This window comes from Peribacillus sp. NPDC096448, from assembly GCF_044762675.1.
GTDB classification, from domain to species: Bacteria; Bacillota; Bacilli; order Bacillales; family DSM-1321; genus Peribacillus; species Peribacillus frigoritolerans_B.
Genome location: NZ_JBIWEU010000004.1, coordinates 142,539 through 168,602 on the forward strand (window position 1 = coordinate 142,539; position 26,064 = coordinate 168,602).

Annotated in this window: 24 protein-coding genes and 1 pseudogene; 23 read left to right on the forward strand and 2 right to left on the reverse strand. The window is 42.0% G+C overall.

Annotation, left to right across the window (positions count from 1 at the left end; genetic code table 11):
* The first annotated feature begins 136 nt into the window (after positions 1 to 136).
* From ACIQ0C_RS09265 to ACIQ0C_RS09280, 4 genes are all read left to right on the forward strand, one after another.
* Positions 137 to 658: a YceD family protein gene (locus ACIQ0C_RS09265; protein WP_403059197.1), complete on the forward strand. Its 522-nt coding sequence runs from the start codon at positions 137 to 139 to the stop codon at positions 656 to 658.
* Between the two features lie 65 nt (positions 659 to 723).
* Entirely contained in the window at positions 724 to 897 is a 174-nt protein-coding gene (gene rpmF / locus ACIQ0C_RS09270) for a 50S ribosomal protein L32 (protein WP_034313929.1), read from the forward strand.
* Positions 898 to 1,045: 148 nt separating this feature from the next.
* Complete coding sequence (locus ACIQ0C_RS09275) at positions 1,046 to 1,810, forward strand: enoyl-CoA hydratase/isomerase family protein (protein WP_403059199.1); 765 nt, start codon at positions 1,046 to 1,048, stop codon at positions 1,808 to 1,810.
* Between the two features lie 79 nt (positions 1,811 to 1,889).
* Entirely contained in the window at positions 1,890 to 2,510 is a 621-nt protein-coding gene (locus ACIQ0C_RS09280; protein ID WP_403059201.1) for an RsfA family transcriptional regulator, read from the forward strand.
* Positions 2,511 to 2,554: 44 nt separating this feature from the next.
* Here ACIQ0C_RS09280 and ACIQ0C_RS09285 read toward each other — a convergent pair whose 3' ends face one another.
* On the reverse strand, positions 2,555 to 3,043 hold the full coding sequence (locus tag ACIQ0C_RS09285) for an N-acetyltransferase (protein WP_403059203.1): 489 nt from the start codon (positions 3,041 to 3,043) through the stop codon (positions 2,555 to 2,557).
* A gap of 464 nt (positions 3,044 to 3,507) precedes the next feature.
* Here ACIQ0C_RS09285 and ACIQ0C_RS09290 point away from each other — a divergent pair, with 464 nt between their 5' ends.
* From ACIQ0C_RS09290 to ftsZ, 19 genes are all read left to right on the forward strand, one after another.
* Positions 3,508 to 4,392, forward strand: a complete 885-nt coding sequence (locus ACIQ0C_RS09290; RefSeq protein ID WP_403059205.1) for a 2-dehydropantoate 2-reductase — start codon at positions 3,508 to 3,510, stop codon at positions 4,390 to 4,392.
* 4 nt (positions 4,393 to 4,396) lie between these two features.
* A complete protein-coding gene (locus ACIQ0C_RS09295) occupies positions 4,397 to 4,789 on the forward strand; it encodes a DUF3397 domain-containing protein (protein ID WP_402839724.1) in 393 nt (130 codons plus the stop codon).
* Positions 4,790 to 4,898: 109 nt separating this feature from the next.
* On the forward strand, positions 4,899 to 6,527 hold the full coding sequence (bshC, locus tag ACIQ0C_RS09300) for a bacillithiol biosynthesis cysteine-adding enzyme BshC (protein WP_403059207.1): 1,629 nt from the start codon (positions 4,899 to 4,901) through the stop codon (positions 6,525 to 6,527).
* 344 nt (positions 6,528 to 6,871) lie between these two features.
* Positions 6,872 to 7,303, forward strand: a complete 432-nt coding sequence (gene mraZ / locus ACIQ0C_RS09305) for a division/cell wall cluster transcriptional repressor MraZ (RefSeq protein WP_034313914.1) — start codon at positions 6,872 to 6,874, stop codon at positions 7,301 to 7,303.
* A 52-nt stretch (positions 7,304 to 7,355) separates the two neighbouring features.
* Positions 7,356 to 8,288, forward strand: a complete 933-nt coding sequence (gene rsmH, locus ACIQ0C_RS09310; RefSeq protein WP_034313911.1) for a 16S rRNA (cytosine(1402)-N(4))-methyltransferase RsmH — start codon at positions 7,356 to 7,358, stop codon at positions 8,286 to 8,288.
* 29 nt (positions 8,289 to 8,317) lie between these two features.
* Positions 8,318 to 8,674: a cell division protein FtsL gene (gene ftsL / locus ACIQ0C_RS09315; RefSeq protein WP_403059209.1), complete on the forward strand. Its 357-nt coding sequence runs from the start codon at positions 8,318 to 8,320 to the stop codon at positions 8,672 to 8,674.
* Positions 8,675 to 8,676: 2 nt separating this feature from the next.
* Entirely contained in the window at positions 8,677 to 10,833 is a 2,157-nt protein-coding gene (locus tag ACIQ0C_RS09320) for a penicillin-binding protein (RefSeq protein ID WP_403059211.1), read from the forward strand.
* Between the two features lie 112 nt (positions 10,834 to 10,945).
* Positions 10,946 to 12,868, forward strand: coding sequence for a stage V sporulation protein D (locus ACIQ0C_RS09325; protein ID WP_403059213.1), 1,923 nt, complete (start codon positions 10,946 to 10,948; stop codon positions 12,866 to 12,868).
* A gap of 158 nt (positions 12,869 to 13,026) precedes the next feature.
* A complete protein-coding gene (locus tag ACIQ0C_RS09330) occupies positions 13,027 to 14,499 on the forward strand; it encodes a UDP-N-acetylmuramoyl-L-alanyl-D-glutamate--2,6-diaminopimelate ligase (protein WP_403059215.1) in 1,473 nt (490 codons plus the stop codon).
* 90 nt (positions 14,500 to 14,589) lie between these two features.
* The gene (gene mraY, locus ACIQ0C_RS09335) at positions 14,590 to 15,567 is read left to right on the forward strand and encodes a phospho-N-acetylmuramoyl-pentapeptide-transferase (protein WP_034313901.1); all 978 of its coding nucleotides are present in this window, start codon (positions 14,590 to 14,592) and stop codon (positions 15,565 to 15,567) included.
* On the forward strand, positions 15,568 to 16,920 hold the full coding sequence (gene murD, locus ACIQ0C_RS09340; protein WP_403059218.1) for a UDP-N-acetylmuramoyl-L-alanine--D-glutamate ligase: 1,353 nt from the start codon (positions 15,568 to 15,570) through the stop codon (positions 16,918 to 16,920). It abuts the gene before it with no gap.
* Positions 16,921 to 17,073: 153 nt separating this feature from the next.
* Positions 17,074 to 18,180 (forward strand): stage V sporulation protein E, encoded by a 1,107-nt coding sequence (gene spoVE, locus ACIQ0C_RS09345; RefSeq protein WP_245406448.1) that lies wholly within the window; start codon positions 17,074 to 17,076, stop codon positions 18,178 to 18,180.
* Positions 18,181 to 18,534: 354 nt separating this feature from the next.
* Positions 18,535 to 19,443, forward strand: a complete 909-nt coding sequence (gene murB / locus ACIQ0C_RS09350) for a UDP-N-acetylmuramate dehydrogenase (protein ID WP_402839701.1) — start codon at positions 18,535 to 18,537, stop codon at positions 19,441 to 19,443.
* 130 nt (positions 19,444 to 19,573) lie between these two features.
* Entirely contained in the window at positions 19,574 to 20,356 is a 783-nt protein-coding gene (locus ACIQ0C_RS09355; RefSeq protein WP_402839699.1) for a cell division protein FtsQ/DivIB, read from the forward strand.
* A complete protein-coding gene (locus tag ACIQ0C_RS09360; RefSeq protein ID WP_403059220.1) occupies positions 20,343 to 21,041 on the forward strand; it encodes a DUF881 domain-containing protein in 699 nt (232 codons plus the stop codon). The genes ACIQ0C_RS09355 and ACIQ0C_RS09360 overlap by 14 nt, the downstream gene beginning before the upstream one ends.
* 42 nt (positions 21,042 to 21,083) lie before the next feature.
* A complete protein-coding gene (locus ACIQ0C_RS09365) occupies positions 21,084 to 21,794 on the forward strand; it encodes a DUF881 domain-containing protein (RefSeq protein WP_403059222.1) in 711 nt (236 codons plus the stop codon).
* Positions 21,794 to 22,159, forward strand: coding sequence for a small basic family protein (locus tag ACIQ0C_RS09370; RefSeq protein ID WP_403059224.1), 366 nt, complete (start codon positions 21,794 to 21,796; stop codon positions 22,157 to 22,159). Before ACIQ0C_RS09365 ends, ACIQ0C_RS09370 begins: the two co-directional genes overlap by 1 nt.
* Before the next feature lie 264 nt (positions 22,160 to 22,423).
* Complete coding sequence (ftsA, locus tag ACIQ0C_RS09375; RefSeq protein ID WP_402839689.1) at positions 22,424 to 23,722, forward strand: cell division protein FtsA; 1,299 nt, start codon at positions 22,424 to 22,426, stop codon at positions 23,720 to 23,722.
* 44 nt (positions 23,723 to 23,766) lie between these two features.
* On the forward strand, positions 23,767 to 24,924 hold the full coding sequence (ftsZ, locus tag ACIQ0C_RS09380) for a cell division protein FtsZ (protein ID WP_098371076.1): 1,158 nt from the start codon (positions 23,767 to 23,769) through the stop codon (positions 24,922 to 24,924).
* 162 nt (positions 24,925 to 25,086) lie between these two features.
* On the opposite strand, the pseudogene ACIQ0C_RS09385 reads toward ftsZ, so the two are convergent.
* Positions 25,087 to 25,819, reverse strand: a pseudogene (locus tag ACIQ0C_RS09385) (RNA-guided endonuclease TnpB family protein); the annotation flags it as partial.
* Positions 25,820 to 26,064: the final 245 nt, after the last annotated feature.

Sequence of the window (26,064 nt, forward strand, 5' to 3'; positions counted from 1 at the left end):
TGGATTTTTTGTTTGAAAATGATTCATAAAACTTAGACAATCAGTTAGGATGACTACATTATAGTGTAAAGAAAAAATATTGACAAACTTATAATTGAAAGCTATAATTATTTTTGTTGCCTTGAGGTGATTTCATTTGAAATGGACGATTAGTCAACTTCAAAAAATTCGGGACAAAGATTTACGGTTTGATGAACTGGTGGATGTCTTGGACATTAGAGAAAGAGACCCGCAAATTTGCGATGTTTCTCCGATCAGAGTAGCAGGAAGAGCTGATATCAGCTCGACCGAGATTACTTTTCACTTGCATCTTTCAGGTGAATTAACATTACCTTGCTCCCGTACACTGGTAGACGTTAAATATCCGATTGATATTGATACAAAGGAAACCTTTCTTTTAAAGGCAGATGGCACAGATTTCTACGGAGATGATGTCACTGTTGTGGAAGGTGACGTTGTAGACCTAATACCGGTAATTAAAGAAAATTTATTGCTAGAAATTCCGATGCAGGTTTTTTGTGAGGATGTCGATTCGAATGAAGCTGCTCCTCAATCTGGGAAAGACTGGGCTGTTATTTCCGAAGAGGAAAATGAGCATAAGGTTGATCCGAGATTTGCAAAGCTTGCCGACTTTTTTGACAACAATAAAGAATCTTGATTGGAACGAAAAATCGTTAATCCGATTTTTCCAGCTTTTTTATATTTTTTAAGGAGGTGGGAATAATGGCTGTACCTTTTAGAAGAACGTCGAAAACTGTAAAAAGAAAACGTCGTACGCACTTCAAGCTTCAAGTACCTGGTATGGTAGAATGCCCGAGCTGTGGTGGAATGACTCTTTCACATCACGTTTGTAAAGAATGTGGAACATATAAAGGAAAAGAAGTTGTCGCAAAATAATTTCTTGACCTACTTGAGAGCTTAGCTTTCTTGATGCAACACGCTAATCAAAGCGCAGGGATTTTTCTCTGTGCTTTTTTTACAAATATATTTGGCAGAATATTTTGAATCATCCACATTTGCCAATGATTTTGGAGAAGGTGTTTATATGGATCAGGTGATTGAAGTTGAAAGGGATAAACGCGGTTTCGTGAAGCTCCTATTTAATAGACCGGAGAAAAGGAATGCCGTGAATTATCAGCTGATGGACGAACTTGAGTCGATATTGTCAGAAGCTGCATGCGATGATGAAGTTAAGTTGCTGGTCCTGACAGGGGCGGGCTCTGAGGCGTTCTGTTCAGGCGGGGATCTAAGGGAATTTCAGGATTTGCATACAGATGAAGAGGCCTTTGCTATGTTATCGAAAATGGGTGAAATTCTTTATAAACTAGCAGTTTTCCCAAAACCGACAATAGCGCTAATCAATGGAAGTGCTTTCGGCGGTGGATGCGAAATAGCGACAGCTTGTGATTTCAGATTAGCAAAGAGGGAAGCTAGGCTAGGGTTTGTGCAAGGTACTCTAGGAATAACGACAGGCTGGGGCGGAGCAACGCTTTTACTTGAAAAAATACCAGAGCAAAAAGCGCTAAAGCTATTATTGGATGCAAAAATACATAAAGCCGAGGAAGCGAAGGAACTTGGTTTCGTAGATGAGATAGTCGGAGAAGGTACCGATGGATGGGAATGGTTCGCGGAAGATTTTCTCCGCCATGAGACAGGGGTATTGATGGCCTATAAACGATTGCTGGTCCATAAATGGCAGGATAGCGGGCTTAAAGGAAGAATGGATGCGGAAATCCGGGAATGTTCCATACTGTGGGCGAGTGATGAGCATCATGCTGCAGTCGAGCGTTTTTTAAATAAGAAAAAATAATCATTACACGCTCTATATACCTTCTATCTTTCCTAGCATGTGCATATTATGAATTAAAACTTGCTAAGGAGGTAGAGAGATGACGATTGCGAGACAAGATGCATGGACTCATGATGAGGATCTGTTGTTGGCTGAAGTGGTACTAAGGCATATACGAGAAGGCAGTACACAATTAAAGGCGTTTGAAGAAGTGGGGAAACAGTTATCGAGGACATCTGCTGCTTGTGGGTTCCGTTGGAATTCATTTGTCAGGAAGCAATATAAATCAGGGATAGAGCTGGCGAAAAAACAAAGGAAAGAACAGGCAGTCAATAATCCTGAAGTGGAAAGGGATTCGGTTGCAGCGGTAGAAAATGTCATGATTGAAGAAAAAAAGCCCGAGCATGCAGATAAAGAATCTATTACCCTTCAGGAAGTTATATTATATTTAACCAAAATGGATGAATTCTTTCAGCTTGATAATAAGGAAAAGGAACGGATTTCTGAGCGGTCCCTATTTCTTGAACGGGAAAATGTCCGATTACTGGAAGAGAATGTCCTGCTTAAGGAAAACCTGAAAGCTGTTGAGGAAGATTATCGTGCGTTAATGCAGATCATGGAGCGTGCAAGAAAACTTAGTGTGCAAGAGGACGAAAAGGCGAATCCGAAGGTGAGTTTTCAAATGGATAAGAATGGTAATTTGGAAAGGGTCAATAAATAAAAAATGCGGGTGGGAAAATCCGCCCGCATTTTCTTGCTACTTCCTTATTCTTCTGTATCTATTTCTTTATTATCTTGTATGTCAAATGGGCTCCAAATCAGTGGGTTCTCTCCGAGGTCCCTGTCCAAATCATAGGAAACAGCAGAAAAACCCATCTTTTTCCAAAATTCTTGTGAATGGACTCTTGGGTTGGTTTTGATAGGCATGTTCAGGCTTTTGGCGAATTCGACCAAAGCTCTTCCATAACCTTTTTTCTGATAGTTAGGCAGGACTTCAAGTTTCCAAAGAACAAGGAAATCCCTGGACTTGTCAAAATACCGGTCGAATTTAGCGCTTCTTTTATACAGGCTCATGCGGGCTACGAGTTTATCGCCATAAAAGATTCCGTAAAAAGGTGATTGGCTGTCATTTTCGATGATGTTACCCTCTAAATCATCTAGCATGGACAGTTCCTGTATCCCGTATTCTTTGAATTTTTTGAATTCCTCAAGCGTTTTAAAATTTACAAGTAATCGTTCAACCTTGTATTCCATAAAAAAGCTCCCCCTTAATTCTGATAAACCTCTTCCGATAGTACCCTTTGAAAGTCATCCCACTGATCTTTACATGTGGAATTCCAGCTCAGGTTAAATCTAGTATGACATCATCGACTTATCCTGGCTGACTAAATGCTTATAGCCTTTTATCCCCCGCCCTTTTCCCTTCAATTTCTCTTGGGTTGAGTTTGGAGTTATCTTTTGTTCCTGTAAATTCTTCAAAATGGCTAAGCTTTTCGTATCTAATATACCATTAAATTAACACTTAAAGAAGAAAATATATCTTCAATGGCGTATTAATAATTCTTTCCATTGGTATTTTATGATGAGACATCGTTAATGGCAGTTCAATTTCATTCAATCAGATTGGCTGCGTTTTCCAACGATGGGAAAATTGGTGCAGGGTAAAAAAGATAATGTGATAAAATAGAAATATATTTCAAAAAGTAAGGAAGGGTATTATGAGAATTGGAATCATTGGCGGAGGGGCCATAGGGCTGCTGTTTGCGTCTCATTTAAGTGAAAAACATAATGTGACTCTATATACTCATACCTCGGAACAGGCGTCCATCATTCAACGTGATGGAATCCGCCTTATTGAGGATGGTGAAAGCCGACTGCTGACAGGCATCATTTCTAAGGGACTGGATGAAGGGATATCGGATGTGGATCTTCTTATAATGGCCGTCAAGCAATATCACCTTCCGCAAATACTGCCTAGGATCAAAGGCATTCAGGTTCCATTGCTATTCTTGCAGAATGGCTATGGGCATATTTCTTATTTAAAGCAGCTTCAATCCCCAACCATATATGTGGGGGTAGTGGAGCATGGAGCATTGAAACATGACGGGAATACCGTGGAGCATACGGGGCTCGGCATTACAAAGGTTGCTTCCTATAAAGGGGAACTTGAGCAACTATCGTTAGTGAATGAAAGGATCGATCATTTTCCTTTTACGATGAGTGAAGATTTTCACTCGATGCTGATGGATAAACTGGTCGTCAATGCAGTGATAAATCCATTAACGGCGATACTTAATGTGGAAAATGGCGGTTTAATCACTAACTCTTTTTACTACCAATTATTTCAAGAACTTTTTGAAGAAATCTCCAGTATTTTGGAAGTTCAAAATAAGGCTGAGTCATTTGAACATGTGAAATCCGTTTGTATGGCAACTGCGGAAAATCGATCGTCAATGCTAAAAGATTTAGAAAATGGCCGTAAAACGGAAATTGATGCTATTTTGGGTCATATCCTCTCGGAGGCAAAGAGTAAAGGGAAAAGTGGTTGCCTGACGTCTTCTCTATATAAGATGGTCAAAGGAAAAGAGTCTCAGGGGGGATGAGGATATGCCGTACGTAGTTTCAAGCCTTGCCGCGATATTTATTACCTTGCCATTCGTAGGGTATATACTTTTTTTTATAGGGGCCAAACAATTCACTGGAAACCATCGGCGCTCCGTTCAATTTGCAATGGACATGAGTACGCTGCTGTTCGTATTATCCGTTCATTATTTGATCATTACGATTTGGGATATGCAAATTCTTTGGGTGATCATGCTCATCATGCTCATCAACGCATTCGTGGTGGTTCTTGTCCATTACAAGGTAAAAGAAGAAATCATTTTCCATAAGGTATTAAAGGGTTTTTGGAGAGTGAACTTCGCCTTCTTTTTTGTGGCTTATCTATTATTATTTTCAATTGGTATAATTACAAGTATTACGAAGGTATTGACTACATAACATAGAACATCGCATCAATTTTCTGCTGCTGGGCAACTTCTTTTGTTTTCTTAAACCGGAATGTTATACTCTAAAAAGAATTGTAGTTGCAGAGAAAGGGAGAACAGAAATGGAGATGAAAGATCTCGCGTTACCATCTTTAAACCGTTTTGCATCGGACTATTTACAAAACCGTCTCGAAACGGAGGATTATTTTCACTATGACTTGTCTAAGCCTGACATTTATCTCAATAGGCATAATGAATTGATGAACCGTTCTTTTTCACGTGATGAATTGTCGGATTACATACAACAATACATGTCTCGTCTTTCATTCAGTGAGGCAGTTAAGGGGAATATTGAAAGGTTGCGCAGGGATGATTCCGTGGTTGTGATCGGAGGACAGCAGGCTGGGTTATTATCAGGACCGCTGTATACCATTCATAAAGTGATATCGATCATTAAACTTGCGGAAGAACAGGAAAAGAAACTGGGGCAGCCAGTCATTCCAGTTTTTTGGATAGCTGGGGAAGATCATGATTTGGCTGAAGTCAATCATGTTTATGTTATGAAAAACGGAAAACCAGATAAAAAAACCTATCCTTCCTACCAGCCATATAAAACAATGGTTTCTGATGTGGAGCTGGAAACGGAAAAGGCAGAGAAGTGGCTTGAGGAAATCATTGAAACATATGGAGAAACGGAATTTACGAACAAACTCCTGATTGATATGAAGGAAACCATTAGGAAATCGAATACCTTTGTCGATTTCTTCGCCGAGCTGATTCATGAATGGTTCAAAGAATATGGCCTTTTACTAGTCGATGCCGGAGATCCGGATTTAAGGCGAATTGAGAAGGCATACTTTGAATCGATGGTCAATGAAAGTGGACGGATTGCTGAAGTGGTCGAGGAACAGCAATCATTCATGCATGCGAAAGGGTATGCAAAAATGATTGAAATGGATAAACGGGCAGCTAACTTATTTTATTATGATCCAGAAAAAAAAGATCGATGTTTACTCGAACGTGTAGAAGGCGGTTTCAGCGGAAAAAACGGTGAGGTAACATTTACCGGGGAGGAACTCTTGCAGATAGCCAAAAATCATCCAGAACGATTAAGCAACAATGTCATTACACGCCCGCTCATGCAGGAAATGCTTTTCCCTGTATTGGCTTTCGTTTCTGGGCCAGGGGAAATAGCCTATTGGGCAGAATTAAAAAAGGTGTTTGAGTTGTTTTCCATGAAGATGCCGCCAATCATTCCTAGGTTAAACATCACGCTGGTTGAGCGGAGTATCCACAGCGACCTTGAAGAAATGGAACTCAGTTTGGAAACTGTTCTGACTGAAGGAACCGCTAATGCTGTGGAAAGTTACCTTGATTCCGTTAAAGATGAAACGATTGACACTCTGTTCGGGACGCTGAAATCACAGCTTGAAGAGAACCATGAAAAGCTATTTGTCCACGCTGTCTCTTTAGATAGAGGACTTGAGCCGATGTTGAATAAAAACATTGAATTCATTCAAAAGCAATTGAATTTCATATATGGCAAAATCGGTGACCGTACAAAGGAACGACATTCGGTCATATTGAAAAAATATGACCGGATTGCAAATTCACTGTACCCTCTCGAATCACCCCAGGAGAGGATTTGGAATGTGTTTTATTACTTGAATCAATACGGGCCGGAGTTCGTACGGGATATGATGAAACTGGACTATCGGTTCAATAATCAGCATAAATTGATTTTCATTTAGAAAAACCATCCGTTTTGGGGAAAAGTGGCGGACAAATCATTTTGAATACGGTTGCCGCAGACCAATCCTGATGAAGGGATTGAAAGGTGAAAAAAAGACAGGTGCTAAAGCCTGTCTTTTTTTTCTGTTTCCTGGGCAATTGTCAGGTGGTGCTTCGACAGTAATAGTGGGACTGCGTCTTAGTCTGAGTGCATTCGAGGGAAATGCACGTTTCTTTGAATAATTTGGCTAAATAAACTTAAGAAGAAAAGAAGGTAATTTTTACTTGGAAGGAGAAAGTAAAAACAAGTGGAGAAAGGTGGGGGAATGTGGTACATTGAGATTAGAATGTGGGGGTAGTGGGTATGTTCATGGGAGAGTACCATCATAACATCGATATAAAGGGCCGTTTGATAGTCCCAGTGAAATTCAGGGAAAATCTTGGGGAGCAATTTGTCCTTACCCGCGGACTCGATCAATGTTTATTTGGTTACCCTATGGAAGAGTGGAAGCTGCTAGAAGAAAAGCTGAAAGCCCTGCCTTTAACAAAAAAAGATGCCCGAGCCTTTACCCGTTTTTTCTTTTCTGCAGCTACAGAATGCGAAATTGATAAACAAGGGCGAATTAATATCCCCACGCCGCTTACTTCATATGGCCAATTGGAAAAAGAATGTGTAATTCTTGGTGTTACCAATCGCATTGAGATTTGGAGCAAATCCCTTTGGGAAAACTATTTTTCAGCTTCGGAGGATTCTTTCGCTGAGATAGCAGAAAATATGATTGGCTTTGATATTTAAGGCTGCCCTCAGAAATAGAGTCACTCAATAACCGATTGGAAGGATGTCTAGCATGTTTCAACATACTACAGTGTTATTAAAAGAGACGGTTGATGGATTAAACATCAAACCTGATGGAATTTATGTGGATTGTACTTTAGGAGGAGCCGGTCACAGCGAATACTTACTTTCACAGCTCTCTGACAAGGGAAGGCTTTATGCTTTTGATCAGGACGAAACGGCGATTCGGAATGCTAAGGAAAAATTGGAAAGCTATGGCGAACGTATTGTTCTTGTTCCTAATAATTTTAAATACTTAAAAGAAGAGTTGAATGCCCGGGGAATCGAGAAAGTGGATGGGATCCTTTATGATTTAGGTGTGTCATCCCCACAATTGGATACACCGGAGCGTGGTTTCAGCTATAACCATGATGCGCCTTTGGATATGAGGATGGACCAAAGTGCTGCCATTTCTGCCTATGATGTCGTGAATACTTGGTCATTCCATGATTTGCTGAGGATTTTCTTCCAATATGGAGAAGAAAAGTTTTCGAAACAAATTGCCAGGAAAATTGAAGCGGCACGTGAAATAAAACCGATTGAAACGACGTTCGAGCTTGTGGAATTAATCAAGGATGGGATACCGGCCCCGGCAAGGCGTAAAGGCGGACACCCTGCGAAACGAGTGTTCCAAGCGATAAGAATCGCTGTGAATGACGAACTTGGTGTCTTTGAAGATTCCTTGGAGCAAGCCATATCGCTTTTGGATAAAGAGGGAAGAATATCTGTCATTACATTCCATTCGCTTGAAGATAGAATATGTAAAACGGTATTTAAAAAGGCCAGTAGCATGCCGGATCTTCCGCCTGGACTTCCAGTTATCCCGGATGAATTCAAGCCAACTATGAAAATAATTACGAGAAAACCGATTTTACCTTCAGAAGAAGAATTGGAAGGGAATAATCGTTCCCGGTCGGCTAAGCTCAGAATCGCCGAAAAGCAATAATTACAAAAAAACAGTGAGGGGGAACATGAATGAGTTCCATAGCCAAAAAAGTGCAAGAACAGCAATATGAAGACCAACAGCAGCAACAGACACATCAAACAGTGGTCATCCGTAAAGCGAAGATATCCATTGGTGAAGTTTTCTTACTATGTGCCCTTGCTATCATGGTTACCTTTATGGGAGTGAAAATAGTCTCTAATCAAGCGGCCATCTATGAAACGAATAGAGAGATCCAGCTAGTGGAAACGTCGATTGAAGAACAGGGTAAAGTGAATGATGATTTGAAAGTGCAGGTTGCTGAACTTAGTACATACGAAAGAATTTGGAAAAAAGCTGCAGCGCTAGGGTTCAAGCTAAATGAGAATAATGTGAAGGGTGTGCAGTGATAATGCAGAAACAAAAAAATATGAAGCATGGGGCAGCCGGATTATTCTTCTTATTCGGCCTGCTCTTTTTTGTGTTAGTCTGCCGCTTTTTGTATATTCAGGTGACAGGTACAGCAGGCGGGGAGGTATTGGCTTCGAAAATCGACAAGAAATATGAAAAAAAACAGGTCATAGAAGCAAAAAGGGGAAGCATACTCGATACAAAAGGTGAAGTCATTGCCGAGGATACTTCCTCCTATATCTTAAGGGCAGTACTTAGTGAAAAGGAGCCGGAGCATGTTAAGGATCCGGAGATGACCGCTAGTAAGCTTGCTAAATATATCGACATGGATGAACAGGACATCTATGAAAGACTTACGAAAAAAGGGGCATACCAGGTGGAATTTGGCAGCGCCGGCAAGGATTTGACTCAGGTCGTAAAGCAGAAAATAGAAAAATTGGAACTGCCGGGAATTACATTCGGAAGAACCAATAAACGTTTTTATCCTAACGGAATTTTCGCCTCCCATCTGATTGGCTATGTTGAAAAGGATGAAGAAACGGGAGAAATGGCTGGTAAGTTCGGCATCGAAAGGTACCTCAATAAAGAATTGCAGGAAACGGATGGGAAACTGACATATGACAGTGACTCATGGGGCTTCCTCTTACCGGATAAGAAGGAAAAGGTTGTTGCTCCTGATAATGGCAATGATGTCATGCTTACGATCGATAAGAAAATACAAACGTTCCTGGAAGACTCGATGAGCAAAGTGCAGGAAAAATACGATCCCGAACAAATCATAGCGATTGTCTCCAATCCCAAAACGGGGGAGATTGTGGCGATGGGGCAAAGGCCTACCTTCCATCCGACAACGAAAGTCGGGCTTACGGATACATGGCGTAACCTGGCTATTGAAGAAACCTTCGAACCGGGTTCAACCATGAAAACATTCACCCTTGCGGCGGCTGTTGAGGAAGGGGTCTTTAATCCGAATGAAAGCTTTGTAGCTGGAACCTACAAAGCCGGATCGGGGAAAATCGGAGATCATAGCGGAATCGAAAGAGGTAAGAGCATGACCTTTCTTGAAGGGGTTCAACGTTCCTCGAACGTCGCTTTTGCCACACTTGCAATGGATAAGATAGGAGCGGATACTTTCCGTGAGTATTTGACTAAGTTCGGATTTGATAAAAAAACGGGAATTGACCTGCCGAACGAGATAACCGGTAAAATTCAATACAAGTATAAGCTTGAAAAAGTTACTACTTCCTTTGGACAGGGTTCGACCGTTACACCGATTCAACAAATCCAAGCTGCATCCGCAATAGCCAATGATGGAAAAATGATGCGGCCGTACGTGATAAAAAGCATTTCCGATCAGGATACCGGAAAAATATTGAAAACGACTAAGCCGAAGGTGACAGGGCAACCGATTTCGACAGAAACTGCAAAACAAGTACGTGATTATTTGGAAACGGTAATTTCCGCGAAAAAAGGAACAGGGAAAAAATATGCCATTGATGGATATGAAGTAGCAGGAAAAACCGGTACTGCACAAATTGCGGGTCCAACAGGTAGATATTTAGAGGGAAAAAATAACTATGTGTTCTCCTTTTTAGGAATGGCTCCAAAAGATGATCCGCAGTTGGTCATGTATGTGGCGGTCAAACAGCCAAAGTTAGGTGTATCTTATGTTGGGGCTGATCCATTGTCAGAGATATTTAATCCTGTCATGCAAAATAGCCTGCAATATCTAAACATAAAACCTTCCGAGGTTAAAAAACAAAAAGCAAATAAAATCGTGGACTATACGAATCAAACCGAGAGTTCAGCTGTCAAAGAACTGAAGGAACTTGGTTATGATGTAAGTACGATCGGAAGTGGACGTAAAGTGCTCGATCAATCCCCGAAAGCGGGGAGTAAACTTTTACAGGGTGAAAAGATAATTCTCAGGACGGAAGGTGAAATGGAAGTTCCTGACATGAAGGGATGGTCACTGCGCGATGTCATGAAATTGGCCAAGGTTGCAAAACTGGATCTGAAAACCAAAGGTACTGGATACGTGAGTAAACAGAGTCTTGAGGCCGGGAAAAAGGTTAATGAAGGAGAGACCTTCAATATTGAATTATCCCAGCCTGATGGGGCTGGTGAAGATATACCGACAAAAGAGAAAACAGAGTGAAGGTAAAGAGGGGATCCAAATGGATCCCCTCTTTATTTCTTTCAAAGTTTATAGTCTAGCATCGAGTAGACAAGCATATATTGAAGCATGTATGAAATGGAGGTGCCTGTTTTTGCGTGTTTCGAATGTTACTGTCCGAAAACGGCTGGCAATCGCATTGGCAATCGGTATCGTTGTTTTTTTTATCATTGATATCCGATTGGGAATTGTACAGTTTTATCTGGGGGATAAGTTGACGGGGCTGGCTAAAGATTCCTGGAGCAGGAATATTCCTTTTGAAGCCAAACGAGGAGAAATCCTGGATCGGAATGGTGTCGAGCTGGCAACGAATATATCCGCGCCAACAGTCTATGTCATCCCAAGACAGATTGAGAATCCTGGGGAGACGGCGGAGGAGCTTGCTTCAATATTGGATATGACAAAGGAAAAGGCTTATCAATGGTTAACGAAACAAGCGATGAGCGTCAGAATTCCGGAAGGAAGAAAGATATCTCATGAAAAGGCGAAGGAAATTAAAGCATTAGGGATAAAGGGCGTATATATCGCTGAAGATTCAAAGCGCCATTACCCATTTGGTGAATACCTTTCGCATGTTCTTGGCTTTACAGGATCTGACAATCAAGGGTTGATGGGCATTGAATTGTCTTATGATAAGGAACTAAGCGGGGAAAAGGGATTCGTTAAATTTTACTCGGATGCGAAGGGGAAAAGGCTCGAGAATATGGCCGATGACTATAAGCCCCCTGTTGATGGTGATAACTTGAAGTTGACCATTGATAGCAAAATCCAGACCATTGTGGAGAGGGAGCTTGATAATGCGGAGGCGACATATGATCCCGATGGGATAATTGCCATTGCAATGGACCCGAACACAGGGGAAATATTGGCAATGTCCAGCAGGCCAACCTTCGATCCGGCCAATTTTCAAAATGTACCCTCAGAAGTGTATAATCGTAATTTACCAGTTTGGAGTATATATGAACCAGGTTCTACTTTTAAGATCATCACGCTTGCTGCGGCGCTTGAAGAAGGGAAGGTCGACTTACAAAAGGAACATTTTTATGATTCCGGACATGTGGAAGTTTCAGGGTCTACGCTGCATTGCTGGAAAAGCGGAGGACATGGGGACCAAACTTTTCTAGAAGTAGTCGAGAACTCATGTAACCCTGGTTTTGTAGAATTAGGGAACCGGCTTGGTAAAGACAAGCTGTTTAAATATATAAATGATTTCGGTTTTGGGCAAAAGACGGGGATTGATTTAACCGGAGAAGGAAAAGGAATCATGTTCAACATGGATCGAGTGGGTCCGGTTGAGCAGGCAACGACTGCGTTTGGACAAGGTGTAGCCGTAACGCCCATTCAGCAGGTGACAGCGGTATCGGCGGCCGTGAATGGCGGGACTTTATATACACCTTATATCGCGAAGGAACTGGTGAATCCAAAAAATGGGGAAGTGCTGATGCGAAAGACCCCTCAGGCGAAGAAAAAGGTGATTTCAGAAGCAACCTCGAAGAAAGTCCGTGAAGCACTTGAATCCGTTGTCGCCCAAGGAAGCGGTAAAGGAGCATTCGTGGAGTCGTACCGCGTCGGCGGGAAAACGGGTACAGCCCAAAAAGCTGAAAATGGCAGATACCTTGAAAATAATTATATTCTTTCATTCATTGGTGTCGCTCCAGCGGATGATCCGCAAATCGTCGTTTATATAGCTGTGGATAATCCGAAAGGAACGGTACAATTCGGCGGGGTCGTTGCCGCACCGATCGTTGGGAATATCATGGAGGATTCACTTAGGGCCATGGGCGTCAAGCCAAGGAAAAACCAGATCGAGAAGGAAACGGTATGGACGGATCCCGTCATGGTCGAGGTACCCGACGTCGTGGGTCTCAGCAAAAAAGAGTTGCAAACCCAGCTCATCGACCTTAAGCTGGATATTGCCGGCAATGGGGATAAAGTCATAAATCAAGCCCCGGATCCAGGTGTTAAAGTAAAACAAGGCTCTACAATAAGAATTTATCTTGGCGAAAATACAGAATAAGTATAATATAATAGATGAATAGTTAAAGCGGCTGAAGAATCATCAGCCGCTTTGTTTACGGAGTCGGGATAACCCCGTATAATTGAAATTGGTTTCTCGACAAGCCAAGGCTAATCACATATAATGAATCCTCAAATTAAGTTGAGAGGGATGGAAAAATGAAGCTTCACAAATTACTATCTTATTTAAACTCCTTATTTACGTATGAAGGAGAAAATCCTGAAATCACCTCCATTGAAAATGATAACCGTAAAGTCATAGACGGAAGTTTATTTGTTTGTATAAAAGGTTATACAGTCGATGGTCATGATTTTGCCCAACTTGCTGTAGAACATGGAGCTGCAGCAGTCATTGCCGAAAGGCCGCTTGACCTCGATGTTCCCGTGATCGTAGTCAGGGATTCGAGCAGGGCGATGGCAGTGCTTGCCGATGCATTTTATGGCCATCCGACTCAAAAGATGCGCTTGATCGGAATTACAGGAACGAATGGAAAGACGACGACCAGTCACTTATTGGAAAAGATTTTCGAGGATCGACATGAAAAAACAGGTTTGATTGGCACGATGTATACAAAAATTGCCGATACAGTATATGAAACTAAGAATACGACGCCAGATAGCGTTACACTGCAGAAGGCTTTTCATGAAATGGCAGAAGCATCCGTCACCACGGCCATTATGGAAGTTTCATCGCATGCACTTGAGCTTGGGCGCGTCCATGGCTGTGATTATGATATTGCCGTCTTTACGAATCTCACTCAGGATCATTTGGATTTTCATAAAACCATGGACAGATACAGGCAGGCAAAATCCTTATTTTTCTCACAGCTTGGCAATGCTTACATAGAAAATCGCCCTAAATATGCTGTGCTCAATGCCGATGATGAGGCAACAGCTGATTTCATTAAAGCGACTGCTGCTACAGTCGTTACATACGGCATAGACAATGAAGCGGATATAAGGGCCAAGGATATAAAAATTGATGCAAATGGCACATCGTTCACCTTGACAGCAGGTAAAGAAGAGCGTTACATTCAGCTGAAGCTAATTGGTAAATTCAGTGTTTATAATGTACTCTCAGCCATCACTGCTGCTTTGTGCGCCGGTAACGATCTGGATGGGACGATTAGATCCATCGAGGATATAAAAGGTGTTGCAGGCCGTTTTGAGCTCATTTCAGCGAATCAGGACTTCCCGGTCATTGTTGACTATGCCCATACTCCGGACAGTTTGGAAAATGTTCTAAAGACTGTTGGTGAGTTTGCTAGAAAGAAAATTTTCGTGATAGTGGGCTGCGGCGGGGACCGAGACAAGACAAAGCGTCCAATAATGGCTCAAATTGCATGCAGTTTGGCGACTGACCCGATCTTCACCTCGGATAATCCGCGCAGTGAAGATGCTGCCCAGATCCTCCGGGATATGGAAGCTGGTGTAGCAGGCAAAGAATATACGGTTATTGAAGACCGCAGGCAGGCGATAGCATACGCAGTTTCCAAGGCGGAAGAGGGCGACGTTATCTTAATAGCTGGAAAAGGTCATGAAACCTATCAATTGGTCGGTGATGAAGTGCTTCACTTCGATGATCGTGAAGAAGCGGAAAAGGCGATTCAAAGTCGTTTGGGTTCAGTTTGAACCAACGCTGAAATTGACCTGCAACAAATTAAGAAAAGACATCAAGCAGAATTTTATATTTGAATTGTGTTAGGAATGAGGGAATAAGGAATGTTGGAACAAGTGATTTTTTATACGATTTTGGTGGCGTTTTTAGTAACCGTTCTTCTTTCGCCGATTTTCATCCCGTTTTTAAGAAGATTGAAATTCGGGCAAAGTATTAGGGAAGAAGGCCCGCAATCGCATCTGAAGAAAACGGGAACACCCACCATGGGCGGTTTGGTCATATTATTATCTGTTACCATCGCTACACTAGTTATGACTTTGAAATTTTCGGCACCTTCAACCGAAACGTATTTATTATTATTCGTTACTTTAGGTTTTGGTTTATTAGGTTTCCTTGATGATTTCATCAAAGTGGTCATGAAGCGTAACCTGGGACTGACTTCCAAGCAAAAACTGCTTGGACAAATTGTGATTTCGGTCATCTTTTACTTCGTCTTCAAGCAGACAGACCGTTTTAATCCTGAACTGACGATTCCAGGCACTGACTTTGCTTTTGATTTTGGCTGGTTTTATCTGTTTATCGTTATTTTCTGGCTGGTAGGTTTTTCGAATGCCGTCAATTTGACGGATGGGCTTGATGGACTTGTCTCAGGAACATCAGCCATTGCCTTTGGTGCTTTTGCCATTTTGGCCTGGAGTCAGTCACAATATGATGTCGCTATTTTTTCGGTGGCGGTTGTCGGTGCAGTACTCGGATTTTTGGTATTCAATGCACACCCGGCAAAGGTTTTCATGGGGGATACGGGTTCCTTGGCCCTTGGGGGAGCAATCGCAACCATCGCCTTGTTAACGAAGCTTGAAATCCTCCTGGTAATCATTGGCGGAGTCTTCGTCATTGAAACGCTCTCGGTCATCCTTCAGGTAGGATCTTTTAAAACGACTGGTAAACGTATTTTTAAAATGAGTCCGCTTCACCACCATTATGAGCTTTCCGGCTGGTCGGAATGGCGCGTCGTCGTCACTTTCTGGACAGTGGGGCTGCTGTGTGCGGTACTCGGAATCTATTTAGAGGTGTGGATATAATTGAAAGAGACTGCAAAGTATTCAGAGAAAAAGATATTAGTATTGGGTTTGGCAAAAAGCGGAGTGATGGCAGCTTCGCTTCTACATAAATTAGGTGCTTTCGTTACGGTTAATGACATGAAGCCATTATCGGAAAATCCTGAGGCTCAAGGACTTCTTGAACAGGGAATCAAAGTCATCTGCGGCAGTCATCCGATCGAGCTTCTGGATGAGGGTTTCGAGCTGATCGTGAAAAACCCGGGAATCCCATATCGGAACCCTATCGTTAAAGGGGCATTGGAAAAAGGGATTCCTGTTATCACGGAAGTTGAACTGGCCTATCAGATAAGTGAAGCACCTTTCATAGGAATCACTGGTACAAATGGGAAAACGACCACGACAACATTGATATACGAAATGTTGAAATCCGGTGAAAAATCCCCGTTGATTGCCGGTAATATCGGGACAGTGGCTTCTGGTGTTGCTGAAAATGCAAAACCAGATGACTCGATCGTCATTGAATTATCATCGTTTCAGTTAATGGGAATAGACGAATTTCGTCCTGAAATCTCAATCGTGACAAATTTGTATGATGCACATTTGGATTATCACAGTTCCAAACAGGAATATGTCGAAGCAAAAGCTGCCATTACGAAAAATCAAATAGCATCAGATTTCATGATTTATAATGCAGATCAAGATCTTGTTTTATCCATGGCGAATGAGACCAAGGCAGAACTTGTTCCTTTTTCAGCTGAAGTGAAACATGAGAATGGAGCCTATGTGGAAGATGGTGCCGCCTGTTTCCGTGGGGAAAAAATCATTGAAGTTTCAGAGATAGCACTTCCCGGGAAGCATAATTTGGAAAATGTGCTCGCAGCCATCTCAGCGGCCAAGCTGAAGGGTGTAGCTAATGAAGCCATTCAGACTGTACTGAAAACATTTTATGGTGTGGAGCACCGTCTGCAGTTCGTGGCAACGATCGATAACCGTAAATTTTATAATGATTCGAAAGCGACGAACATTCTTGCAGCATCCAAAGCATTAACATCCTTTACGGAACCTGTCATCTTATTGGCAGGCGGTTTGGATCGCGGAAATGAATTTGATGAGCTGAAACCGGCGATGAAAAATGTCAAAGCCGTGATAACTTTTGGTGAAACGGCGGAAAAAATTGAACGGGTAGCCAAAGAAATAGGAATAGCGAATATAAAACGTGTCGATAATGTAGAAAAGGCCGTGCCTGCTGCATTTGAATTATCAAATGAAGGCGACTGTATTCTCCTCTCCCCGGCTTGTGCAAGCTGGGACCAATATAAAACTTTTGAGCAAAGAGGAGACATGTTTATGGAGGCCGTGCATAAACTTAAGTAAGAGCTTTCGCAGAGAGAAGTGAACCTGCTTCTACGTTGACACCATGAAAAAAAGCGATAATGAGCCGTTATCGCTTTTTTTTTGACTAAAGTGCTGACAAGCAATCAGTACTGATGTATATATTCGCAGGCTCGAAAAACTTCCTAGAGGTGGATGTCCGTGCCATTAAAAAAATCGAATCCTGATCTCATTCTCATTATCGTCACCTTAAGTCTTTTGACTGTTGGATTAATCATGGTTTACAGCGCGAGTGCCATTTGGGCAACATATAAATTTGATGATTCGTTTTATTTTGCTAAAAGGCAGTTGCTGTTTGCCTGCGTCGGTGTCATAGCGATGTTTTTTATCATGAATGTGGATTACTGGACGTGGCGGACATGGGCCAAGATCCTTATCATCATTTGTTTCATTATGTTACTGGCTGTGCTTGTACCAGGTATAGGGATGGCGAGAAATGGTTCAAGGAGCTGGATTGGTGTAGGTGCTTTTTCGGTCCAACCCTCTGAGTTCATGAAGCTGGCGATGATCGCTTTTTTAGCTAAGTTTTTATCAGAACGGCAAAAGCTGATCACCTCCTTTAAAAAAGGGATGCTTCCATCCTTGGGTTTAGTGTTTTTGGCATTTGGATTGATCATGTTACAACCGGACCTTGGAACGGGAACGGTAATGGTTGGAACGTGCATTGTCATGATTTTTATTTCCGGGGCAAAAATCAGTCATTTTGTCGGCTTGGGGCTAATTGGGGTAGCAGGTTTTATCGGTCTGATTTTGTCAGCGCCCTACCGGATAAAAAGGATCACGTCTTTTCTGGATCCTTGGGAAGACCCTTTGGGCAGTGGATTTCAAATGATTCAATCGTTTTATGCAATCGGGCCAGGAGGATTGTTCGGATTGGGACTCGGGCAAAGCCGCCAAAAGTTTTTCTATTTACCAGAACCGCAGACTGATTTCATTTTTGCCATACTTTCCGAGGAACTTGGCTTCATCGGGGGCTCTCTGGTCATTTTATTATTTGCGCTTATGCTTTGGCGGGGCATTCGGATCGCACTTGGTGCCCCTGATTTATATGGTAGCCTTGTAGCGGTGGGAATCATTGCAATGGTCGCCATTCAAGTGATGATCAATATTGGGGTGGTAACAGGTCTGATGCCAGTTACGGGTATCACCTTGCCCCTCTTAAGTTATGGCGGTTCATCGCTGACGCTCATGTTGATGGCGATTGGGGTGCTCCTGAATATTAGCCGATATTCAAGGTTCTGAAATAAGTAAAAAATGTGGTTTGGCAAAGTGGAAGCCCTGTTAAACGCAGGGCTTCCCTTTTTTACGTTGAAAACCCTTCCAGGAAAACGATTTTGGAGGGTGCCTTGCCGAAAATTAGAAATAAATGAAATGCCGCTTAAATATTACCATGTATGAATGTTGGGGAATCCACAATAAATATTGGCAATACGTCTTTGTTTAGACTATAGTATAAGAGGGTTAGGCCGTACTGGGGCTTGCTTCTGTTCATTTTTCTGCTAAAAAGGCGTTATTAATCTTGTAATATAAGTGACCTCATGGAAGAGGAAATGAAAATTATAACTTGGAATTTTTGGAACAACAAGGAGGTTTATCATGGATAATGTGATAAAGCAATTAACTGAAATGAAAATCGGCAAAGTTCTTGAACAGGAACCGCTTGCAAATCATACAACTATGAAAATTGGGGGGCCGGCTGATTTATTCATCGTGCCGTCATCCATTGAAAATATAGAAAAAGCGATGCAGGTCATCAAAGAAAATGGAATGCCGTGGAGGGTGATCGGCAGAGGCTCGAACCTACTGGTCAGTGATGGCGGAATTGAAGGTGCCGTGCTTAAATTGGGTAAAGGACTTGATCATCTCGAGATAAATGGGACGGAGATTAAAGCAGGAGCTGGGGTATCACTTGTCAGCCTATCCGTACAAATCAGTAAAAAAGGATATGCAGGATTGGAATTTGCCAGTGGGATTCCTGGTTCCGTCGGCGGGGCAGTCTATATGAACGCTGGTGCACACGGTTCCGATATGAGTGAAATTCTCAAGGAGGCACATGTTCTTTTTGAAGATGGAACTCTAGCTTGGCTATCGAAAGAAGAAATGGAGTTTTCTTATCGAACTTCTCTGCTTCAGAAGAAAAGACCTGGTATCGTGCTGGAAGCAATTTTTCAATTGATAGAGGGTGATAAAACCGAAATCGTTGAAAGAATGCAAAATAACAAGAATTACCGTAAAGATACCCAGCCATACAATCTTCCATGTGCCGGGAGCATATTTAGGAATCCACTTCCACACCATGCTGGTAAATTGGTCGAGAATGCAGGCCTGAAGGGACATTCTATTGGCGGCGCTCAGATTTCACCGATGCACGGGAACTTTATCGTTAACACAGGTAATGGAAGTGCAGCGGATGTTCAAGCCTTGATACAGCATGTGAAGGATACGGTATATGATAAATTTGAGATTGAAATGGAAACAGAAGTGGAAATTATAGGAAGGAAATAATGTGATTCATTATATCCAAATATTGTGATATAATGTATTACCTTTAAAGTTAGTTAATAACATAATATTGAGTTTGTCTTGATTTCACACTGTCAAGAACCATCCATTTTTTCAGGAAGAGGTGAAGGGGATGGAAAAGGGAAAAATCGTTTCCATTGAGGACCGCATCCCGAAATTAAAACAATTAAGAAAAAGCAAAGCAAACAGGCGACTTGTTCTTTTGCTGTCCCTTTTCTTCATTCTGGTTGCTTGTGTGCTATATTTCTTATCCCCGTTGAGCTATGTGAAATCCGTGCAGGTAGAGGGGAATCGTTATATTACTTCCAAACAGATCATTAAATTGAGTAAGGTGAAGAAGGATCGAAGCATTTGGAAGGTTGATACAGGGGCAGCGGCAGCCAATATCAAAAAAAATCAAGAAATAAAAAGCGTCAAGGTGACACCGGTATTTCCTAATTCCATTAAAATTACCGTTTCGGAACATAACAGGATGGCATATCTGTCCAATAATGGGAAGTTTGCACCCATTTTGGAAAACGGGTCTGTTTTAGAGGAGTTGGCAACAGGAGAAATTCCAGTATTTGCCCCTGTTTTAATTGGTTTCAAAGAGGGTAAAGCACTAAAGTTGCTTTTAGAAGAGCTGGACAAGCTTCCTGCCGAGATTCAGAATGCCATTTCGGAAATTCATTACGCTCCTACAAAAACCGATGACTACCACATCGTCATGTTCATGAACGATGGGTTTGAAGTAAGTGCGACAAGCCGGACTTTATACGAGAAAATGATTCACTATCCATCGATAGTCGGCCAGTTGGATCCAGATGTAAAGGGAGTCATCGATCTGGAAGTGGGTTCTTATTTTAAAGCATATGAAGACGCTGAACAAAAGGAAGGCACCAATGAGGAAAATTAATGGCAAACGGGTGGTTTTACCCCTGGTTTGCGTGGTTCTCGGATTCATGATTGCCTTCTCTTACAATCTGACCAAAGAAGGTGAAGGTGCAGGTGCAGGGAAGGACAAAGCCTGGGATCAGGAATATGTGCTCAGGCAGCAACTGATCGAACAAGAGAAGCAGAACCGGGAACTTCAGAAGGAACTCCTTAAGAAGCAAGAAAATGTATCCCAAATAGAAAAAGACCTAGCGCAGGAAAAGCAGCTTTTTTTCAATTTGGCAAAGGAAACGGAAAAATACCGTATGTTTCTCGGAAAAGTGAAAGTGAAAGGCTCAGGCCTTCAGGTGACGCTTGAAGATGGTACAGATATGGATTCAGAAGCCAATGTTAATAATTACCTCGTCCATGAACAGCATGTCTTCAAGGTCGTCAATGAACTATACATATCAGGTGCAGAGGCTGTTGCGATTAACGGTCAAAGGTTAAATCATGATTCATACATAATCTGTAATGGGCCTGTGATTACAATCGATGGCCATCAGCATCCTGCTCCCTTCATCATATCTGCGATTGGGAACCCGGATGTCCTGGGTGCTTCACTGGATTTACCCGGTGGCATCAAGGAACAGCTAGTTAATGAGAATATTATCTTTACAGTGGAAAAGCAAAAGAATATCATTTTTGATCCAATTATTGGAGGGTGATCAGACCGCCGGATTCGATGAAAGATTGGTGAGAAACTGGAAATGAAAAAAAAGCTTTCTTTTAGTTTGGTTACGTTGATTGCTGGCTTCATGCTCGCTATTCAATTCAATTTGGTGAATCAGCCTGTCGTTTCCGATACAAGGGATATGTGGGAACTGAAAAATGATTTATTGAAAGAACAGCAGACCCAGGCGGAATTAATAGAGGGTATCAGTAAGCTTGAGGGAAAAATAGCATCCTATGAAACAAAGAAAAATGAGAGTAAAGAAGAAGTATTGCGTAACACCCTGACCGAATTAAAGACGGATGCAGGCTTGACCGAAATAAAAGGTAATGGGGTAATCGTATCTATACAGCCTATCAAAGCAGATATCCTTCTTGGTAAGAAGACCGAGTATATTTCACCTGTATTGATCATTCGGCTCATTAATGAAATGTATAGGTATGGCGCTGACGAAATTTCCATTTCAGGACAAAGATATATATCAACATCGGTTATTCGTGATATTAATGGGCAGCCGAAAATGGACGGATATCCTCTAGTTCATTACCCGGTCGAAATACAGGCAATAACCGTTAATCCAAAGAAACTGAAGCAGCGCATTGAAGGTTCCGAACTTATGGATGATTTCTTTATAGATAATTTTGAAGTGCAGATCAATGTGCCTTCACGCGAGTTGACATTGCCGGCTTACCAAAATGCTATTAATGTGGAACACATGGAACCCATTATGGATGGGGGGGAATCGTAATGTGGCTTTCAGTTTTTGGGCTGTTGATTGGAATCACCCTTGGTTTTTTGGTGGATATTGATATTCCCCATGAATATTCAAATTATCTCTCCATTGCCGTGCTTGCTGCTTTTGATACCTTATTTGGGGGCATACGGGCTCATTTGCAAAATCTTTATGATGAAGTTGTATTTGTAACAGGATTCTTCTTTAATATTGTTTTAGCCGCAGGTTTGGCTTTTCTAGGTGTACATCTTGGTGTAGACTTATATTTAGCCGCAATCTTTGTGTTCGGTGTAAGGCTCTTTCAAAATATTGCCCTGATTAGAAGGATCCTGATTGAAAAATGGTCCATTTCCCGGAAAAAGCAGAAAAAAAATCTATAATTTTAAAGGGAATTAAGTTATAAATGACGAATAGTTTATGGCAGTATCTAGTTTATTAAGTAGATCAGTTTCATTGAGAAGCGAACAATATGCACCATAAAGTGAGAAATCTACGAGTTTTGTTCGGGAAATACCAAATGAAACGCTTATCTATGAAATTCGCCAGTTGTTGTATTCAGTTCTGTTATTCTATAATGTATAAGTCTTCGATATAAAAATGTTATTCTACTAATACATGTATAAAACTGAAGGAGGTGCCATGGAATGAACAGCAATGAAATATACGTAAGTCTTGACATCGGTACATCCAGTGTAAAAGTTATCATTGGGGAAATGGTCAATGACACATTAAATATAATCGGCGTAGGAAATGTTAAATCAGAAGGGCTCAAAAAGGGTTCGATCGTCGGTATAGATGAAACCGTCCAATCCATTCAAAAGGCTATAGAGCAAGCAGAACGGATGATAGGGATGGAGATAAAAAAGGTAATCGTAGGCATAAGTGGAAATCATGTGACGCTTCAGCCGTGTCATGGGGTAGTAGCGGTATCCAGTGACAATAAAGAGATTACCGAGCATGACGTTTTCCGTGTCAGGGAAGCAGCGGAGTTAATAACGATACCTTCCGACAGGGAAATCATCGACGTGGTGCCGATTCACTACAAAGTTGATGAACTTGATGAAATCAGTGATCCAAGGGGCATGATAGGTGTCCGGTTGGAAATGAGAGGGATATTAATCACAGGTCTTCGGACAATTTTACATAATACGCTGCGCTGTGTGGAAAGGGCAGGATTGGAAATAACCGATATCGCCCTTCAGCCCTTAGCCGCAGGTTCCCTTGTTTTATCCAAGGATGAAAAAGAACTTGGTGTGGCACTTGTCGATATTGGCGGAGGTTCCACGACCCTGGCGATTTTCGAACAAGGCTATTTACAATATACGTCTGTGATACCTATAGGCGGGGAAACACTTACGAAGGACCTTTCCATCGTTCTAAGGACGACTATGGAAGAAGCTGAGAAAATAAAAGTAAAGCATGGACATGCCTTTTATGATGACGCGTCTGAAGATGAAGTATTCCAAATACCGATCATCGGCAGCGATCAGCAGCAGACCTGCAACCAGTTAATGCTTTCGGATATCATTGAAGCGCGGGTGACCGAAATATTCGAGTTGATTCAAGATGATTTGAAGAGACTTGGCTTCCAGGATATACCGGGTGGTTTCGTGTTGACCGGGGGCGTCGTCAAGATGCCGGGAGTCCTGGAGCTGGCTCAATATGTGTTCCAAAACCGAGTAAGGACAGCTGAACCCAATTACATTGGTGTTAGGGAACCCCAATACACTACGGCTGTTGGTCTGATTAAACACGCATGCAAGAAAGAGAGAATGAAAAAAAACACCGCTAATAAAACTCCTGTAGCAGCTGGACAAGCTCAAGAAGATAACGACCAGCGCAGCCAGAAGGTTTCTCAGAAAAACAAAGAGAACACGGCTAAAAAACAAGGTGAAAAAGGTGAATCTAAATTCAAAAAAATCCTGGGTTACTTTTTTGAATAACAATCATTAAGAATCGGGAATTTCGTCAAAATAGGAGGATTGTCATGTTGGAGTTTGATTCTAATCTAGAACAATTAGCAACGATAAAAGTAATAGGTGTTGGCGGCGGCGGAAACAATGCGGTAAACAGAATGATCGAGCATGGTGTACAGGGTGTTGAGTTTATTTCTGTCAATACTGACGCACAGGCTCTTAATCTATCAAAAGCAGAAATCAAAATGCAAATCGGTGGGAAGCTTACACGCGGTTTGGGTGCAGGTGCCAATCCAGAGGTAGGAAAAAAGGCTGCTGAAGAAAGCAAAGAGCAGATTGAAGAAGCGCTTAAAGGTGCCGATATGGTATTCGTAACGGCTGGAATGGGCGGCGGTACGGGAACGGGGGCTGCTCCTGTCATAGCGGGCATTGCTAAAGATTTAGGGGCCCTTACAGTGGGTGTAGTTACACGTCCATTTACTTTCGAAGGCCGAAAACGTGCAACACAGGCACAAGGCGGCATTTCATCCATGAAGGAATCGGTTGACACACTGATCGTCATTCCGAACGACCGCCTTCTTGAAATCGTCGATAAAAGCACGCCAATGCTTGAAGCATTCCGTGAAGCCGATAATGTACTTCGCCAAGGTGTACAAGGGATTTCAGATTTAATTGCTGTTCCAGGTCTTATTAACTTAGACTTTGCCGATGTGAAGACCATCATGTCCAACAAAGGTTCCGCTCTTATGGGAATCGGGATTTCCTCCGGGGAAAACCGTGCGGCGGAAGCGGCGAAAAAAGCCATTTCCAGTCCGTTGCTTGAAACATCAATTGATGGTGCCCAAGGCGTACTGATGAATATTACCGGTGGTACGAACCTAAGTCTTTTTGAAGTCCAGGAAGCGGCCGATATCGTGGCTACAGCATCCGATCAAGACGTCAACATGATTTTTGGTTCGGTTATCAATGAAAACCTTAAAGATGAAATCGTCGTTACGGTAATTGCTACAGGCTTTAACGAGGTTGAAGCTTCAATTAGGCCTACTGGACGTCCAACACTCGGACAGCAGCAGCAATCAAGACCTCAGACACAACAAACGCCACAGCCAAACGTGAAGCGTGAAGTGAAGAGGGAAGAAGTCAATGAACAGCCTGCACGTAATGCCAATCAAGGTGATGAGGCCCTGGATATTCCAACCTTCCTCCGTAACCGTAATAGACGCCGTTAATACCGACGTCATATGCCGTTCCCATTTGGGAACGGTTTTTTGTCGTTAATAAAATGCATTCCTTAAAAGCAATTGTGTCAAATGACCTCATAATAATGGGGAATTTCTGTAGGATCACGACTTTCGTTTTTGTTTTTGATAGTTTTTGGCTTCAGCCAATGGTTTATTTTGATTCAAGGCTATTTCTTGCCGCCTTGAAAGAATTCGTTGTGCTTTGGCCAGTTTTTTTTCGACCGTCCGTAAGAATTTTGGGTTTTGATAAACCGTACCATCTGAAAGAATCGAAAAGTTCTTCAAACCAAGATCTACACCGCACGAACGATTCGTTTTAGGAAGTACTGGTACATTGGTTTCCGCTAAAACGGAAATGAAATATTTACCCGATGGGTTCCGCCTGATTTGTGGCATTGATGATTCGCCCTTCGACTTCGCGGCTTTTAGCAAAACGAACGAGGCCGAGTTTGGGCAATTTAATTTGGTTTCCAATCATTCCGATATTTCCATTCGTATGTTTAGCCGTGTAGGATTGGACCGGATTTGAAACGTGGCGACTCGTTTTGTTTTTTAATATCGACTATAGGAATCTGCTGAATTTTCCGCCGATTTCTGTAAGGCTATACTGTCTACTTCTTTCAGGATAGAATACTCTTTCTTTATAGCTGGAAGTTCTTTGATTGTTGTGTATTTATTCAGAAAAGAACCTTTCCATTCATTAGAGGGTAATTGGCCGTTTTGCTTCATTTCTTCACAGATATACCAGTAAGCATCTTTCTCATTTTGTTTGCCTAAATAGAAGTTATAGGTCAAAACGAGAGCAGCCAAACGTTTTATTGATAGGAATAAGTTGTTCTTTCGTTGGATAGATTCGAAATTTATAAGCCTTGTTTACGACCATTGGTTTCACCCCCCGTTATTATCAAACAAGGAACATATGTTTGTCAAAAAATACTTTGGCTTAGGCCAACTGCCATTCATCCCCCTTACCGTTGGGCTCTAGCCCTATACACGCTTGAAGAGGGAGTCTTCTGGTGGGAAATGATAAATTATTAAACTTTTATAACATAAATCGACAGAAGTAAAAGGGAGCAGGATAGTCTCTAAGACAGTCTTGAAAATATCAATAGCTGTTTTTCTACAAAA